The 16360-nt window shown below is 59.8% G+C and carries 13 protein-coding genes and 1 tRNA gene; 11 read left to right on the forward strand and 3 right to left on the reverse strand.

All coding sequences use genetic code 11. The features are described 5' to 3' along the window. Positions 1-13: 13 nt before the first annotated feature. Entirely contained in the window at positions 14-1237 is a 1224-nt protein-coding gene (locus tag BW33_RS00220) for a multifunctional CCA addition/repair protein (RefSeq protein ID WP_047596438.1), read from the forward strand. A gap of 118 nt (positions 1238-1355) precedes the next feature. On the opposite strand, the gene folK is transcribed toward BW33_RS00220, so the two are convergent. Both folK and folB read right to left on the reverse strand, forming a co-directional pair. Further along, positions 1356-1871 carry a 2-amino-4-hydroxy-6-hydroxymethyldihydropteridine diphosphokinase gene (gene folK / locus BW33_RS00225; RefSeq protein WP_047596439.1) on the reverse strand — a complete coding sequence of 172 codons (516 nt, stop codon included), beginning with the start codon at positions 1869-1871 and terminating at the stop codon, positions 1356-1358. Next, positions 1862-2218, reverse strand: coding sequence for a dihydroneopterin aldolase (gene folB / locus BW33_RS00230; RefSeq protein WP_003228857.1), 357 nt, complete (start codon positions 2216-2218; stop codon positions 1862-1864). Before folB ends, folK begins: the two co-directional genes overlap by 10 nt. 74 nt (positions 2219-2292) lie before the next feature. On the opposite strand from folB, the gene plsY reads away from it, so the two are divergent. Beyond that, the gene (plsY, locus tag BW33_RS00235; protein ID WP_047596440.1) at positions 2293-2862 is read left to right on the forward strand and encodes a glycerol-3-phosphate 1-O-acyltransferase PlsY; all 570 of its coding nucleotides are present in this window, start codon (positions 2293-2295) and stop codon (positions 2860-2862) included. Positions 2863-2885: 23 nt separating this feature from the next. Here the strand turns inward: plsY and tsaD are convergent, their stop codons facing one another. Continuing rightward, positions 2886-3911: a tRNA (adenosine(37)-N6)-threonylcarbamoyltransferase complex transferase subunit TsaD gene (gene tsaD / locus BW33_RS00240; RefSeq protein ID WP_047596441.1), complete on the reverse strand. Its 1026-nt coding sequence runs from the start codon at positions 3909-3911 to the stop codon at positions 2886-2888. A gap of 199 nt (positions 3912-4110) precedes the next feature. Here tsaD and rpsU point away from each other — a divergent pair, with 199 nt between their 5' ends. The 9 genes from rpsU to BW33_RS00285 all read left to right on the forward strand — a co-directional run bounded on the left by rpsU (position 4111) and on the right by BW33_RS00285 (position 16354). Next, the gene (gene rpsU / locus BW33_RS00245; RefSeq protein WP_002551877.1) at positions 4111-4326 is read left to right on the forward strand and encodes a 30S ribosomal protein S21; all 216 of its coding nucleotides are present in this window, start codon (positions 4111-4113) and stop codon (positions 4324-4326) included. Between the two features lie 481 nt (positions 4327-4807). Next, positions 4808-6772 carry a DNA primase gene (gene dnaG / locus BW33_RS00250; protein WP_007966496.1) on the forward strand — a complete coding sequence of 655 codons (1965 nt, stop codon included), beginning with the start codon at positions 4808-4810 and terminating at the stop codon, positions 6770-6772. A gap of 67 nt (positions 6773-6839) precedes the next feature. Continuing rightward, the gene (rpoD, locus tag BW33_RS00255) at positions 6840-8687 is read left to right on the forward strand and encodes an RNA polymerase sigma factor RpoD (protein WP_047596442.1); all 1848 of its coding nucleotides are present in this window, start codon (positions 6840-6842) and stop codon (positions 8685-8687) included. Positions 8688-8813: 126 nt separating this feature from the next. After that, positions 8814-12560, forward strand: coding sequence for a bifunctional diguanylate cyclase/phosphodiesterase (locus tag BW33_RS00260; RefSeq protein ID WP_047596443.1), 3747 nt, complete (start codon positions 8814-8816; stop codon positions 12558-12560). A gap of 15 nt (positions 12561-12575) precedes the next feature. Then, positions 12576-12652 (forward strand) — tRNA-Ile (locus BW33_RS00265). 153 nt (positions 12653-12805) lie between these two features. Continuing rightward, entirely contained in the window at positions 12806-13105 is a 300-nt protein-coding gene (locus tag BW33_RS28120) for a PBECR2 nuclease fold domain-containing protein (protein WP_236645177.1), read from the forward strand. Positions 13106-13195: 90 nt separating this feature from the next. Then, positions 13196-13657 carry an Lrp/AsnC family transcriptional regulator gene (locus BW33_RS00275; RefSeq protein WP_007966501.1) on the forward strand — a complete coding sequence of 154 codons (462 nt, stop codon included), beginning with the start codon at positions 13196-13198 and terminating at the stop codon, positions 13655-13657. A gap of 207 nt (positions 13658-13864) precedes the next feature. Next, entirely contained in the window at positions 13865-15547 is a 1683-nt protein-coding gene (locus tag BW33_RS00280) for a flavin monoamine oxidase family protein (RefSeq protein ID WP_041070021.1), read from the forward strand. 12 nt (positions 15548-15559) lie between these two features. Continuing rightward, positions 15560-16354 carry a carbon-nitrogen hydrolase family protein gene (locus BW33_RS00285; RefSeq protein ID WP_047596445.1) on the forward strand — a complete coding sequence of 265 codons (795 nt, stop codon included), beginning with the start codon at positions 15560-15562 and terminating at the stop codon, positions 16352-16354. Positions 16355-16360: the final 6 nt, after the last annotated feature.

Consider the following 16360-nt stretch of genomic DNA (forward strand, 5'->3'; position numbering starts at 1 on the left):
ACGGAGGTTTTTTATGCAGATTTTCAAGGTTGGCGGTGCGGTACGCGATCGCTTGCTCGGGTTACCGGTGACCGATATTGATTGGGTAGTGGTCGGCGCTACGGCGGACGAAATGCTCGCCAAGGGTTATCGCCCGGTTGGCGCGGATTTTCCGGTATTCCTGCACCCGAAAACCGGCGAGGAATATGCCCTCGCCCGCACCGAACGCAAAAGCGGTCGTGGTTATGGCGGGTTCACTTTTCACGCAAGCCCAGAAGTCACCCTTGAAGAAGACCTGATCCGCCGTGACCTGACCATCAATGCTATGGCCGAGGACGACCAGCAGAACCTCACCGATCCGTATCATGGCCAGCGCGACCTCGAAGCGCGCATCCTGCGCCACGTTTCCCCCGCATTCGCCGAAGATCCGCTAAGAGTTCTGCGCGTTGCGCGCTTCGCCGCCCGTTATGCCGGACTTGGCTTCACTGTCGCACCGGAGACTCTGGAGCTGATGCGCCAGCTCAGCGAGTCCGGTGAACTGCAGGCGCTGACTGCCGAACGCAGCTGGAAGGAAATCTCCCGCGCACTGATGGAAGATCAGCCGCAAGTGTTCATCCAGGTGCTGCGCGACTGCGGTGCCCTGAAAGAACTGATGCCGGAAGTCGACGCGCTGTTCGGTGTACCGCAACCGGAGGCTCATCACCCGGAAATCGACAGCGGAATCCACACCCTGAGCGTGCTCGGACAATCAGCTCTGCACCAACAGCCGCTGACCGTGCGCTGGGCCTGCCTGCTGCATGACCTCGGCAAAGGCCTGACCCCGAAAGAAGAATGGCCAAGGCACATCGCTCACGAGCACACCGGGCTGAAGCTGATCAAAGCGGTCAACGAGCGCTTCAAGGCGCCGAAGGACTGTCAGGAACTGGCGTTGCTGATGGGCCAGTATCACACCCATGGCCACCGCGCTCTGGAGCTGAAAGCGTCAACCTTACTGGAGCTGCTGCAGAGCTTCGACGTGTATCGCCGACCGCAGCGTTTTGAGGAATTCATCGTCGCCTGCGAGATGGATGCCCGTGGGCGCAAGGGCCTGGAGCAGCGCAGTTATCCACAGGCGGATTATCTGCGCGGTGCGGCCAGTGTGGCGCGTGGCGTGGCAGTCCAGCCGTTGCTGGAGAAAGGATTCAAAGGCCCGGAGCTGGGCGAAGCGCTCAAGCGTGAGCGGCTCAAGGCATTGAAGGCATACAAAGAAAACCGCTAAAGCAAGATCAAAAGATCGTCCGATCGCGGCCCGAGCCTGCGGCAGCTCCTACAGAGGGACTTGGTTTTCCATGTAGGAGCTGCCGCAGGCTCGGGCCGTGATCGGACGATCTTTGCTTCTAGATATTCGGCGAGGTCAATTGTTCACCACGCCATTCAAAAGCCACCGGCGCCAACACCTGATCAATCTGCGCCTCGGCCCACAACGTCGCGAAGCTTTTTCCCACGCACGGATGCACCCGATCCGGCGCAATCAGCGACAGCGGCCACAGCACAAAGGCGTTTTTCAGAATCTCGGCACGCGGCAGAATCAAGCCGTCGAAGTTACCGGTCAGATCGCCGTACAACAGCACGTCGATATCCAGCGGCAGCCCCTTGCGATCCGGTGCATAGCGACCGTTATCGGCTTCGATGAATTTCAGGCGCCGATCCAGCTCCATCAATGGCAGATCGGTAAGCGCCGAGACCACGAAGTTGAAGAACGGCCCGCTCTTGATCCCCACCGGCTGGCTCTCGAACACCGCCGAACAGCGGATATCCACCAGAAACGTCGCCAAAGCGTCGAGCCCGGCGCGCAAATGGGTTTCGCGCTCGATATTGCTACCGAGCCCGAGGTACACCTGAGTCAGCGACATCCGCGCTCGATCTCCACACCCACGCCACCCTTGGCGGCCGGCACGGCGCCCGGCTTGGTCAGTTTCAGGCGAACCCAGGTGATCTTGAATTCGGCCATCAGCACTTCGACCAGGCGCTCGGCAAAGGTTTCGACCAGTTGATATTGGGATTGCTCGGCAAACGCCTGGATGCGCGTGGAAACGCTGGCGTAATCGAGCGCCAGGGTCAGGTCGTCACCGGCTGCTGCCGGGCGATTGTCCCAGGCGAAGCTCAGATCAAGACGCAGGCACTGTCGGATGCCGCGCTCCCAGTCGTAGGCACCAATCACGGTGTCGACTTCCAGGCCCTCGATAAACACTCTGTCCAAGCACTTTTCTCCGCTGCACGACAAGGGCGCAATGCGCCGTTAGAATCAGGGCGTCCTCGCCCGGAATGGTTAGCATGTTTTGGTTACTGGCGATCTTCGCCTACCTGCTCGGCTCTCTGTCCTTCGCCATTTTGCTCAGCCGCCTGACCGGAAATCCGGACCCGCGAATGAGTGGCTCGGGTAATGCCGGCGCCACCAACATGCTGCGCCTGGCCGGTCGCAAACTGGCGATCCTGACCCTGCTGGGTGATCTGTGCAAAGGCCTGGTACCGGTGCTGATCGCAGCAGTCATGGGCCTTTCGCTGCAGGATCAGGCCTGGATCGGCGTGTGCGCCGTGATCGGTCACCTGTTCCCGCTGTATTTCCGTTTTCGCGGCGGCAAAGGCGTCGCCACGGCCGCCGGCATGCTGCTGGGCCTGTATCCACCCGCCGCGCTGCTGGCGGTGTGCGCCTGGCTGCTGACGTTCTACCTGACCCGTACAAGCTCGCTGGCGGCGCTGATCGCCACGCCCCTGACCTTGCCCTTACTCGCGTGGCAAGAACCGGAAGCGCTGCTGCCGATGAGCGCGCTGACACTGCTGATCGTCTGGCGCCACCGCGGCAATCTACGCGACCTGTTTGCCGGGCGCGAACGGCATTTTTAAATACCGTTCAGCCACACCGCCAATCACAGCGCCGACAACTGCTCCATCGGCCAGCGCGCCTGCACGCTGATCGCCAGACTTTCCTGCTGACCGGCCTGCAAACGCTGACAACCGGCAAACGCGATCATCGCGCCATTGTCGGTGCAGAACTCGGGACGGGCGTAGAACACGTCGCCCTGCATGTCACCGAGCATCTTTTCCAGCGAAGCGCGCAAGGCCTTGTTGGCGCTGACGCCGCCAGCGATCACCAGACGCTTCATGCCCGCGTGTTTCAGGGCACGCTTGCACTTGATGGTCAAAGTCTCCACCACCGCCTGCTGGAACGCCAGCGCGATGTCGCAACGGGCTTGCTCGCTGTCGTCCCCGGCGCTGACGCATTGTTGCCAGGTGTTGAGGGCAAAGGTCTTCAAGCCGCTGAAGCTGAAATCCAGGCCCGGGCGATCACACATCGGACGCGGGAAGGTGAAACGTCCTGCGACGCCCTTCTCGGCCAGCTTGGCAATTTCCGGCCCGCCCGGATAATTGAGTCCCATCATTTTCGCGGTTTTGTCGAAAGCTTCGCCGGCAGCATCGTCGAGGGTCTCGCCGAGCAGGCTGTATTGGCCAATACCATCGACCTGAACCAGCTGCGTATGCCCACCGGACACCAACAAAGCGACGAACGGGAATTCCGGCGGTTTTGGCTCCAGCATCGGCGCCAGCAAGTGGCCCTCCATGTGGTGCACACCAAGTGCCGGAATGCCCCAGGCAAACGCCAGCGCCTGAGCACACGAGGCACCGACCAGCAGCGCCCCGACCAGGCCCGGGCCCGCAGTGTAGGCGATCGCATCGATCTCGGTCGGCACGCAGTCAGCCTCGGCCAACACCTGACGAATCAAGGGCAGCATGCGTTTCACGTGGTCACGTGAGGCCAGCTCCGGCACCACGCCGCCATAGACGCGGTGCAGGTCGATCTGGCTGAACAGCGCGTCAGCCAGCAGGCCGCGTTCACTGTCGTATAATGCGACGCCGGTTTCGTCGCAGGAGGTTTCTAATCCCAGTACTAGCATGGGTTTGCGCCTTGTTTAGGCTGAATTCGAAGGCGCGCATAATAGTCGCCACGCGATGCCCCGACTAGCGGTTTTCGATCAGAGGCTTTGCATTCCGAGCGATGAGGGGTTAACATCCGCAACCCTTAAAAACCGACGTCTTCAAGTGCTCTTTTGCCGCGAGGATGTTGACCCCGGTAATGAATGAAGGTAGCTCTGGATGCCAGCCGTCAAAGTTAAAGAGAACGAACCCTTCGACGTAGCTCTGCGTCGTTTCAAGCGCTCCTGCGAAAAAGCCGGTGTACTGGCTGAAGTTCGTAGCCGCGAATTTTACGAGAAGCCAACTTCTGAGCGTAAGCGCAAAGCAGCAGCCGCTGTTAAGCGTCACGCCAAGAAAGTTCAGCGCGAACAGCGCCGCGCCGTTCGTCTGTACTAATACACAGACGATCGTAGCAAGCTTCTTGCCTAAGCCCGGCCCTCAGCCGGGCTAATGGCATTTGCGTAAAACGCTTGATGCTTCACCGTCGAAGCCGCACACGCGACCGAGACAAATCCGCTTCACGCGTCAGACCTGGCTCTTTTGCCAGCGGTGCACGTCTTTTCTGACGAGCCTTTCAAGGCTACTGACGAGCACACCCACTGATTCCTCTCACGACGATCAGCCCAAGGCACCTGCATGCGTGCCCGCTTTATTGAGCTATCCGAGGCCCTTTATCGGCCGTCAGCGGATTCAGCGCAACACTTTCAAATAGTCGAAGACTGATTGGTACTAACGTCAGTGGATTTTCGGCAGATACACTTCCCGACAGCGATCACGCAAACGACACCGGTCGAGCCGCCCATTTTGTGCGCTTCACTCAAGACCTGCGTCCGGCCGCCCTTCGCATCGGACTCATTACAGCACAGACGAGAACGCCATGGCCGGGCTGATTCCCCAGAGCTTTATTGACGACCTCCTGAACCGCACCGACATCGTCGACGTGGTCAGCTCGCGCGTGCAACTGAAAAAGGCCGGCAAGAACTACACCGCCTGCTGCCCGTTCCATAAAGAGAAAACCCCGTCGTTCAGCGTCAGCCCGGACAAGCAGTTCTATTACTGCTTCGGTTGCGGCGCCGGTGGCAACGCCCTCGGCTTTCTCATGGACCACGACAACCTGGACTTTCCCCAGGCTGTCGAGGACCTGGCCAAAGCCGCCGGCATGGAAATCCCCCGCGAAGAAAGCGGCCGCCCGCACAAACCGCGACAGCCAACCGATTCGCCGCTGTACCCGCTGCTCACCGCCGCCGCCGACTTCTACCGCCAGGCGCTCAAGAGCCATCCGGCGCGCAAGGCTGCGGTGGACTACCTCAAGGGCCGCGGCCTGACCGGCGAGATCGCCCGGGACTTCGGTCTCGGTTTTGCGCCGCCGGGCTGGGACAATCTGTTCAAGCATTTGAGCAGCGACACTTTGCAGCAGAAGGCCATGATCGACGCCGGCCTGCTGATCGAGAACGCCGAGACCGGCAAACGCTATGATCGCTTCCGCGATCGCGTGATGTTCCCGATCCGCGATACCCGTGGCCGGATCATCGCTTTCGGTGGCCGGGTACTGGGTGATGACAAGCCGAAATACCTGAACTCGCCGGAAACCCCGGTATTTCATAAAGGCCAGGAACTCTACGGCCTCTATGAGGCACGCAAGAACAACCGCAACCTCGACGAAATCATCGTCGTCGAGGGTTACATGGACGTCATCGCCCTCGCCCAGCAGGGCTTGCGCAATGCCGTCGCGACCTTGGGCACAGCGACCAGCGAAGAACACCTCAAGCGCCTGTTTCGTGTCGTGCCGAACGTCTTGTTCTGTTTCGACGGTGACCAGGCCGGCCGCAATGCTGCATGGCGCGCACTGGAAGCGACACTGCCGTGCCTGCAGGACGGGCGCCGCGCGCGCTTTCTGTTTCTGCCCGAAGGCGAAGACCCGGACACCCTGGTTCGCGCCGAAGGCACTGATGCCTTCAAAGCCCGAATCAACCAACATGCGCAGCCGCTGGCAGATTATTTCTTCCAGCAACTGACCGAGGAAGCCGATCCGCGCTCGCTCGAGGGCAAGGCCCATATGGCCACCCTCGCCGCGCCGCTGATCGACAAAGTGCCGGGCGCCAACCTGCGCATCCTGATGCGCCAGCGCTTGACCGAAATTACCGGTCTGAGCAGCGAAACCGTCAGTCAGCTGGCACAAAGCGCGCCGCAGGAAGCGCCGCCCGCGTACGATCCGGGCATCGATTACGACGCAATGCCGGATTACAGCGACTACCATCAGCCGCAGGCACAAGACATGTATGTGCCGCAGCAGGAGTGGACGCCGAAGAAACCCGGCGCCGGCGGCAAGAAATGGGACAAGAAACCCTGGGACAAGAACGGCAAGCGTGGCGGTGATCGCGACCAACAGCGCCCGCGTACGCCGATTGGCGTCGAATCACCGACCCTGACCGCCCTGCGAACATTGCTGCATCACCCGCAACTGGCCGAGCGCGTCGAAGACGCCGGGCACATTGCGGATGAAAATCAGACCAATGCACAGTTGCTTGTGGCACTGCTCGAAGCCGTACAGAAGAATCCCAAGCTAAACTCATTTCAGTTGATCGCGCGATGGCACGGCACTGAACAGGGTCGCCTGCTCAAGGCACTGGCGGAAAAGGAGTGGCTGATTGACGGAGAAAACCTTGAACAACAGTTTTTCGACACCATTACTAGCTTGTCAGCCCGCCAACGCGAGCGAAATCTGGAACAGTTGCTCAGGAAAGCGCGTCAAAGCGAACTGAGCGCCGAAGAGAAAAATCAACTGCGCGACCTTTTAAGTCGCAATGTTTCCGCATCAAACCCGACCTCAACTGGCGCGTGAGGTCATAGCTCAGGTATAATCCTCGGCTTGTTTTTTGCCCGCCAAGACCTTCAGTGGATAGGGTGTTATGTCCGGAAAAGCGCAACAGCAGTCTCGTATTATTGAGTTGATCAAACTGGGTCGTGAGCAGAAGTATCTGACTTACGCCGAGGTCAACGACCACCTGCCCGAGGATATTTCAGATCCGGAGCAGGTGGAAGACATCATCCGCATGATTAACGACATGGGGATCCCCGTACACGAGAGTGCTCCGGATGCGGACGCCCTTATGTTGGCCGACGCCGATACCGACGAGGCCGCTGCGGAAGAAGCAGCCGCCGCGTTGGCAGCGGTGGAGACCGATATCGGTCGCACCACTGACCCAGTGCGCATGTACATGCGTGAAATGGGTACGGTCGAGCTTCTGACTCGTGAAGGCGAAATCGAAATCGCCAAACGTATCGAAGAGGGCATCCGTGAAGTGATGAGCGCTATCGCGCACTTCCCTGGCACGGTTGACCACATTCTCTCCGAGTACACTCGCGTCACCACCGAAGGTGGTCGCCTGTCCGACGTTCTGAGCGGTTACATCGACCCGGACGACGGCATTGCGCCGCCGGCTGCCGAAGTGCCACCGCCGATCGACGCGAAAGCCGCCAAGGCCGACGACGACACCGACGACGATGAAGCCGAATCTTCGGATGACGAAGAAGAAGCCGAAAGCGGTCCGGATCCGGTCATCGCTGCCCAGCGTTTCGGCGCTGTGTCCGACCAGATGGAAATCACCCGCAAGGCCCTGAAAAAGCACGGTCGTCACAACAAGGCAGCGATTGCCGAGTTGCTGGCCCTGGCCGAGCTGTTCATGCCGATCAAACTGGTGCCGAAGCAATTCGAAGCCCTGGTCGAGCGTGTTCGCAGTGCCCTGGATCGTCTGCGTCAGCAAGAGCGCGCGATCATGCAATTGTGCGTTCGTGATGCACGTATGCCACGCGCCGATTTCCTGCGTCAGTTCCCGGGCAACGAAGTCGACGAAAGCTGGTCCGACGCCCTGGCCAAAGGCAAGAGCAAATACGCCGAAGCCATTGGTCGCGTACAGCCGGACATCATCCGTTGCCAGCAGAAACTGATCGCGCTGGAAACCGAGACTGGTCTGACCATCGCTGAAATCAAGGACATCAACCGTCGCATGTCGATCGGTGAGGCCAAGGCCCGCCGTGCGAAGAAAGAGATGGTTGAAGCCAACTTGCGTCTGGTGATCTCGATCGCCAAGAAGTACACCAACCGCGGCCTGCAATTCCTCGATCTGATCCAGGAAGGCAACATCGGCCTGATGAAAGCGGTGGACAAGTTCGAATACCGTCGTGGTTACAAGTTCTCGACTTATGCCACCTGGTGGATCCGTCAGGCGATCACTCGCTCGATCGCCGACCAGGCGCGCACCATCCGTATTCCGGTGCACATGATCGAGACGATCAACAAGCTCAACCGCATTTCCCGCCAGATGCTGCAGGAAATGGGTCGCGAACCGACCCCGGAAGAGCTGGGCGAACGCATGGAGATGCCTGAGGACAAGATCCGCAAGGTATTGAAGATCGCTAAAGAGCCGATCTCCATGGAAACCCCGATCGGTGATGACGAAGACTCTCATCTGGGTGACTTCATCGAAGACTCGACCATGCAGTCGCCAATCGATGTAGCAACCGTTGAAAGCCTGAAAGAAGCGACTCGCGAAGTGCTGTCCGGCCTCACTGCCCGTGAAGCCAAGGTACTGCGCATGCGCTTCGGTATCGACATGAACACCGACCACACACTCGAAGAAGTGGGCAAACAGTTTGACGTAACGCGTGAGCGGATCCGTCAGATCGAAGCCAAGGCGCTGCGCAAGCTGCGCCACCCGACGCGAAGCGAGCATCTGCGCTCCTTCCTCGACGAGTGACACCAGAACCCCCGGCCCAGGCCGGGGGTTTTGTTTATGCGGCAGATTAAATCCCTCGCACCGCCCCTCCCCGGCATACCCCGTCTACACTCGAAACAATGAATCCCGTGCCATAACGAGACGGTTATGCCCAGACTGGCGCCCGTGCTTTTCTTGCTGTCACTGATGATCTGGACCGCAACGGCTGACGCGCTGACTCTGACCGATGAAGAACGTAGCTGGCTGGCGGCTCACCCGGACTTGCGCCTGGGTGTCGACGCGTCGTGGCCGCCGTTCGAGTTCCGCGATGAACATAATCGCTATCAGGGTCTGGCCGCCGACTATATCGACGTGATCCGCCAGCGCCTGTCGATCAAACTCAATCCGATCGAGCCATCGAGCTGGACCGAAGTCCTGGCGCAGGTAAAGTCCGGCAAGATCGATCTACTGCCGGGGATCATGTCCACACCCGAACGCCAGAACTATCTGTCGTTTACCCGCCCTTACCTCGACTTCCCGATCGTGATCCTCGCCCACATCGGCGGCGCGCAGCCGCGCAAAATCGAGGACCTGTATGGCCTGAAGATCGCCGTGGTGGAAAACTACGCACCCCACGAACTCCTGCGCACCCACCATCCCGACCTGAATCTGGTGGCCATGCCCAATGTCAGTTCGGCCTTGCAGGCACTGGCCACCGATGAGGTGGACGCGGTGGTCGGCGATCTCGCCTCCAGCGTCTGGAGCCTGCGTCAGCTCAAGCTCGACGGTTTATACGTGAGCGGCGAAACCCCGTATCGCTATCAGTTGGCAATGGGCGTACCCCGCGACAACAAAATGCTGGTGGGCATTCTGGACAAAGTCCTGGCAGACATGAGCCCCGAGGAAATCAGCAGCATTCAGGAACATTGGGTCGGCAATGTTCTGGACCATCGGACATTCTGGTCAGACCTGCTGATCTACGGTCTGCCGGGCCTGTTACTGCTGGTGATCATCCTGGCGGTGGTTATTCGTATCAATCGCCGTTTGAGTTCGGAAATTGCTCGCCGCGTCGACCTCGAACAGGAATTGCGCAGCAGCGAATACCACTACCGCGGACTGGTGGAGAGCCTGTCGGCCATCGCGTGGGAAGCGCGCATGAGCGACTTCACCTACAGCTATGTGTCGCCGCATGCTGAGGATCTGCTCGGTTATCCACAGGCGCACTGGCTGATTCCGGGCTTCTGGCGCAACATCATCCACCCCGCCGACCTGACCCGCGCCCAGGCCATTTGCGACGACGCGGTGCGCGAAGGACGCGATCACACCCTCGATTATCGGGTGATTACCGCAGACGGGCGCTGCCTGTGGGTGCGTGACATCGTCAGCCTGATTGAACACGGGCATGAGCCGGTGATGCGCGGATTGATGATCGATATCAGCGAAACCAAGCGCACCGAGGAAGCACTGCGCCTGTCAGAACAGAAGTTCGCTTCGGTGTTCCAGCAATGCCCGGATATCCTGGTGATCGCGCGACTGTCCGATGGCTGTCTGCTGGAGGTCAACGAAGCCTTTGAGGAGCAGATTGGCCTGAAGGCGGAAGATGTGGTCGGCCAGACTGCCACTGAACTGAATATCTGGGGTATCCCCGGGGTCGGGCCGGGGCTGTTGCAACGTTTGCAGGCCGGCAGCATCCGTAACCTGGAGATGCCCTTTCGCCGCAATAATGGCCAGGTGTTTACCGGGCTGATCTCCGCCGAACCGTTCGACCTCGACACTACTCCCGCGTTGGTGGTCGTGGTACGCGACATCACTCAACTCAAGGAAACCCAGCAACAACTGCAAACCTCCGAAGAGAAGTTCGCCAAGGCCTTCCATGCCTCGCCGGACGGCTTGCTGCTGTCGCGTCAGAGCGATGGCTTGCTGCTGGAGGTCAACGAGGGCTTCAGCCGCATCACCGGGTTCAACAGCGCAATGTCGGTGGATCGCTCGGCGCTGGACCTGGGGATCTGGGTCAACCTCAACGAACGCAAGCAGATGCTCGATCTGTTGCACCGCGATGGCTTCGTGCGCGATTTCACCTGCCATATCCGCCGCAGCGACGGGCAGATCCGTCTGTGCGAAGTGTCCAGCCGTCCGCTACCGATCGGCGAAGAAGACTGCATGTTGACCATCGCGCGGGACATCACCGAGCGCCACTTGATGCAGGAAAAACTGCAGCAGGCGGCCACCGTATTCGAGAGCACCGCCGAGGGCGTGTTGATCACCGACACCCAACAACACATCAGCGCGGTCAACCGTGCGTTCACCGAAATCACCGGCTACAGCGAAAGCGAAGCCCTCGGCCACACACCGCGCCTGCTCGCCTCCGGCCTGCACGACAGCGCGTTTTATGCGGCGATGTGGCACCAGTTGACCGACGAGGGGCACTGGCAGGGCGAGATTTCCAACCGGCGCAAGAACGGCGAGCTATACCCGAGTTGGCTGACCATCAGCGCTGTGCGCAATCGCGACAAGTTCATCACCCACTTTGTTGCGGTGTTTGCCGATATCTCCAGCCTCAAACACGCGCAGGCCAAGCTCGATTATCAAGCGCACCACGACCCGCTCACCGGCCTGCCAAATCGCACCCTGTTTGAAAGCCGCCTGCTCACCGCGCTGAACAGCCAGCAGGAAAACGGTGGTCAGGGCGCTGTGCTGTTCCTCGATCTCGACCGTTTCAAACACATCAACGACAGTCTCGGCCACCCGGTCGGCGACCTGCTGCTCAAGGGCATTGCCGTACGCCTGAAGGAGCAATTGCGCGATATCGACACCGTCGCACGACTGGGCGGTGATGAATTCATTATCCTGCTGCCGGGTCTGCAACAATCCAGCGATGCCGATCACATCGCAATCAAACTGCTCAACTGCTTTGGCGCACCGTTTCAGGCCGGTGAGCACGAGTTCTTCATCAGCGCCAGCATCGGCACCAGTCTGTATCCCCGCGACGGCTGCGACGTCGCCACGCTGGTGAAGAACGCCGACGCGGCGATGTACCGCTCCAAGGCAAAGGGCCGCAACCGCGTCGAAAGCTATACCCGCGACCTCACCGCCCAGGCCAGCGAACGTGTGGCGCTGGAGCACGAACTGCGCCGGGCCATCGAGCGCGAAGAGTTGTTCCTCTACTACCAACCGAAAATCAGCCTCGACGACCATCGTCTGGTCGGCGCCGAAGCACTGATCCGCTGGCGCCACCCGACCTTCGGCGAAGTGCCGCCGGAGCACTTCATCCCGCTTGCTGAAGAGAACGGCATGATCCTGCAGATCGGCGATTGGGTGCTCGAAACCGCCTGCCGGCAGATGTTCGAGTGGCACCAGATCTATGACAGCCTCGGCCCGCTGTCAGTCAACCTCGCCGGTGCGCAATTGCGCCAGCCGAACCTGCTCGGGCGCATCGAACAACTGCTCAGGGACAACCGTCTGCAGCCGGATTTACTGCAACTGGAAATTACCGAAAACTTCATCATGAGCCAGGCCGAAGAAGCCTTGGCGGTGTTGCACCAGCTCAAACACCTGGGTGTACAACTGGCGATCGACGACTTCGGCACCGGATATTCTTCGCTCAGTTACCTCAAACGTCTGCCGCTGGACATCCTCAAGATCGACCAGTCATTTGTTCGCGGACTGCCCGATGACCCGCACGACGCGGCAATTGTCCGCGCGATCATCGCTCTGGGCCGGAGCATGCAATTCACCGTGATCGCCGAAGGCGTCGAGACCCAGGCCCAGCAACAATTCCTCGCCGCCGAAGGTTGCGAACAGATCCAGGGCTACATCGTCAGCCTGCCACTGCCCCCGGAGGAATTCGCCGCAACGTTTCTTAGTGTAACCGTATCGGATTATTCGGATAGCACAGCCGCCAAACCGTCGCTATAATCCGCGGCCTACTGAGGGCCTATAGCTCAGTTGGTTAGAGCAGAGGACTCATAATCCTTTGGTCCACGGTTCAAGTCCGTGTGGGCCCACCACATTTGAAAGCCGCGCTACATGCGCGGCTTTTTCTTGGGTGATCGGTTGAGGGGACAAGTCCCCGCGAGCGCAATGTTCGGAAGACCTCCCCGGACGACGCCGAAGGCGCTCTCAAAATCCTTCTGAATCACTTCGGGTTCGTCGACGATTCCGTGCTGGCCATTACTATCCTCACGCCTATTGGAAACGTTGCAGTCATGAGAGACAAACTGGCCCATACCGTCGAGAAACGGCCAGACTCCCGAGAACGCTATGTTCAACATGCCATCGATACGCTGACGGGACCTTTCGAAGTATGGAAGGTTCTCTACGATAATGGCGGTATTCGATTGGCATTCATCAACGCCTATGAGGCAAAAAACGACATGCTCGTCATGGTCGATGTGCGGAACGGGCACGTCCTCTGGAATTTCATGCATGTTTTTTGGCGCAACGATTGCCTCCACGCATAAGTGAAGTGCTCAGTCATCGCCAGCAGCGTGTCGCAGATAGTGCCTGTAACATGCAAACTCATCCGCCCTCGACAGCCATGGAGCCGCCCCTTGCCCGACACCCGCCCCCCCGCACTCGACGAAATTGACCGCCAACTGATCGCCGCCCTGCAAATCAACGCCCGCGAAAGCGTGGCCATGCTTGCCCGGCAGTTGGGCATTGCGCGTACCACGGTGACTTCGCGGTTGGCACGACTGGAAAAAGCCAAAGTGATTACCGGTTATGGCGTGCGTCTGGGGCAACGCGTGGTCGATGGCGGGTTGCAGGCGTATGTCGGGATCAAGGTGCAGCCGCGTTCCGGCAAAGAGGTGTTGCGCCGGTTAAGCGCCATGGCGCAGGTGCAGCAGTTATGTGCGGTGAGTGGCGAGTTTGATTATGTGGCGTGGTTGCGCACCGACTCGCCGGAGCAGCTCGATCAGTTGCTGGATCAGATTGGCAGTGTGGATGGGGTGGAGAAGACCACGACGTCAATCATTTTGAGTAGCAAGATTGATCGGGGGCAGCCGGTTTAAATTTGTTGGCCGAGAGGGCCTCTTCGCGAGCAGGCTCGCTCCTACATTTTGGTCGGTGTGCAGCACCACATCGTCACTCTGATCAATTAATTGGCAAAACGACGACACTTTGCGTCTTATTAACGTGTTCCAGGCTCCCTAGAATGACTGGCATCTTTTCCTATACTCAGACGCGCATCCTGCGTCGGGTCGCCAGCAAGGTCAGCCATGAACAAAAACAATCGCCATCCTGCAGACGGTAAGAAGCCAGTCACCATTTTCGGCCCGGACTTTCCGTTCGCTTTCGACGACTGGATCGAGCACCCGGCCGGTCTCGGCAGCATTCCTGAACACCACCATGGCGCTGAAGTGGCGATTGTCGGCGCCGGTATTGCTGGTCTGGTAGCCGCCTACGAACTGATGAAGCTCGGCTTGAAGCCGGTGGTATACGAAGCCTCGAAACTGGGCGGCCGCCTGCGTTCGCAAGCGTTCAACGGCACCGACGGCATCGTCGCGGAACTGGGCGGCATGCGTTTCCCGGTGTCCTCTACAGCGTTTTACCACTACGTCGACAAGCTCGGCCTTGAGACCAAGCCCTTCCCGAACCCGCTGACGCCGGCCTCCGGCAGCACTGTGATCGACCTCGAGGGCAAAACTCATTACGCACAAAGCCTGAAGGATCTTCCTGCACTGTTCCAGGAAGTGGCCGACGCCTGGGCGGATGCGCTGGAGGCTGGCTCGCAGTTCGCCGATATCCAGCAAGCGATCCGTGACCGCGACGTACCACGCCTCAAAGAACTGTGGAACAAACTCGTTCCGCTGTGGGACGACCGCACTTTCTACGACTTCGTGGCCACCTCCAAGGCCTTCGCCAAACTGTCATTCCATCACCGCGAAGTGTTCGGTCAGGTCGGTTTCGGTACCGGCGGCTGGGACTCGGACTTTCCCAACTCGATGCTGGAAATCTTCCGCGTGGTGATGACCAACTGCGACGATCACCAGCACCTGGTGGTTGGCGGTGTGGAACAAGTGCCGCAAGGCATCTGGCGGCATGTGCCGGAGCGCTGCGTGCACTGGCCGGAAGGCACCAGCCTGAAATCCCTGCACCGTGGCGCGCCGCGCTCCGGTGTGAAGAAAATCGCTCACGCCCCGGACGGCCGCTTTGCCGTCACCGACAACAACGGCGACACCCGCGAGTACGCCGCCGTGCTGACCACCTGCCAGAGCTGGCTGCTGACCACGCAGATCGAATGCGACGAAACCCTGTTCTCGCAGAAGATGTGGATGGCGCTGGACCGCACGCGCTACATGCAATCGTCGAAGACCTTCGTGATGGTCGACCGGCCGTTCTGGAAGGACAAGGATCCGGAAACCGGCCGCGACCTGATGAGCATGACCCTCACCGATCGCCTGACTCGCGGCACTTATCTGTTCGATAACGGTGACGACAAGCCGGGGGTGATCTGTCTGTCGTACTCGTGGATGAGCGACGCGCTGAAGATGCTCCCGCACCCGGTGGAAAAACGCGTGGAACTGGCGTTGAACGCGTTGAAAAAGATCTATCCGAAAGTCGACATCGCCGCGCGGATCATCGGCGACCCGATCACCGTGTCATGGGAAGCCGACCCGTACTTCCTCGGCGCGTTCAAAGGCGCCCTGCCCGGCCACTACCGTTACAACCAGCGCATGTACGCGCACTTCATGCAGGACGACATGCCAGCCGAGCAGCGCGGAATTTTCATCGCTGGTGACGACGTATCGTGGACCCCGGCGTGGGTCGAAGGCGCGGTACAGACTTCGCTCAACGCAGTGTGGGGCATCATGAAACACTTCGGCGGTTCGACACATAAAGAGAACCCGGGCCCGGGTGATGTGTTCAAAGACATCGGCCCTATCGCCCTGCCCGAGTAAGAGGAATCCCTGATGCGTGTAGCCCTTTACCAATGTCCACCGCTGCCCCTGGAACCCGCCGCCAACCTGCATCGCCTGCAGCAACTGGCGATGGAGGCCAAGGGTGCCGACCTGCTGGTGCTGCCGGAAATGTTTCTGACCGGCTACAACATCGGCAAGGAAGCGGTCAGCACCTTGGCCGAGGTCTACAACGGCGAATGGGCGCAACAGATCGGTCGAATCGCCAAAGCCGCCGGGCTGGCGATTGCTTATGGTTACCCCGAGCGCACGGCCGACGGGCAGATCTACAACGCTGTGCAGTTGATCGACGCGCACGGCGAGCGTCTGTGCAATTACCGCAAGACCCATCTGTTCGGCGATCTCGATCGGTCGATGTTCAGCCCCGGCGAAGATGATTTTCCGGTTGTTGAACTCAACGGCTGGAAGCTCGGTTTCCTGATCTGCTACGACCTGGAGTTTCCCGAGAACGCGCGGCGTTTGGCGCTGGCCGGCGCCGAGCTGATCCTGGTGCCGACGGCAAACATGATTCCGTTCGATTTCGTCGCTGACGTCACCGTGCGTTCCCGCGCCTTCGAAAACCAGTGCTACGTGGCGTATGCCAACTACTGCGGGCATGAAGGCGAGATCCACTATTGCGGGCAAAGCAGCATCGCCGCGCCGGACGGCAGCCGTATCGCCCAGGCTGGCCTCGATGAAGCATTGATCGTCGGCGAGTTGGATCGCCAGTTGATGGTCGATTCCCGCGCCGCCAATCACTACCTCAACGACCGTCGCCCCGAGCTTTACCACGCGTTGAACAAGCGCTGACCCCAC

It is taken from the genome of Pseudomonas sp. RIT288 (assembly GCF_000631985.1).
Lineage (GTDB): Bacteria > Pseudomonadota > Gammaproteobacteria > Pseudomonadales > Pseudomonadaceae > Aquipseudomonas.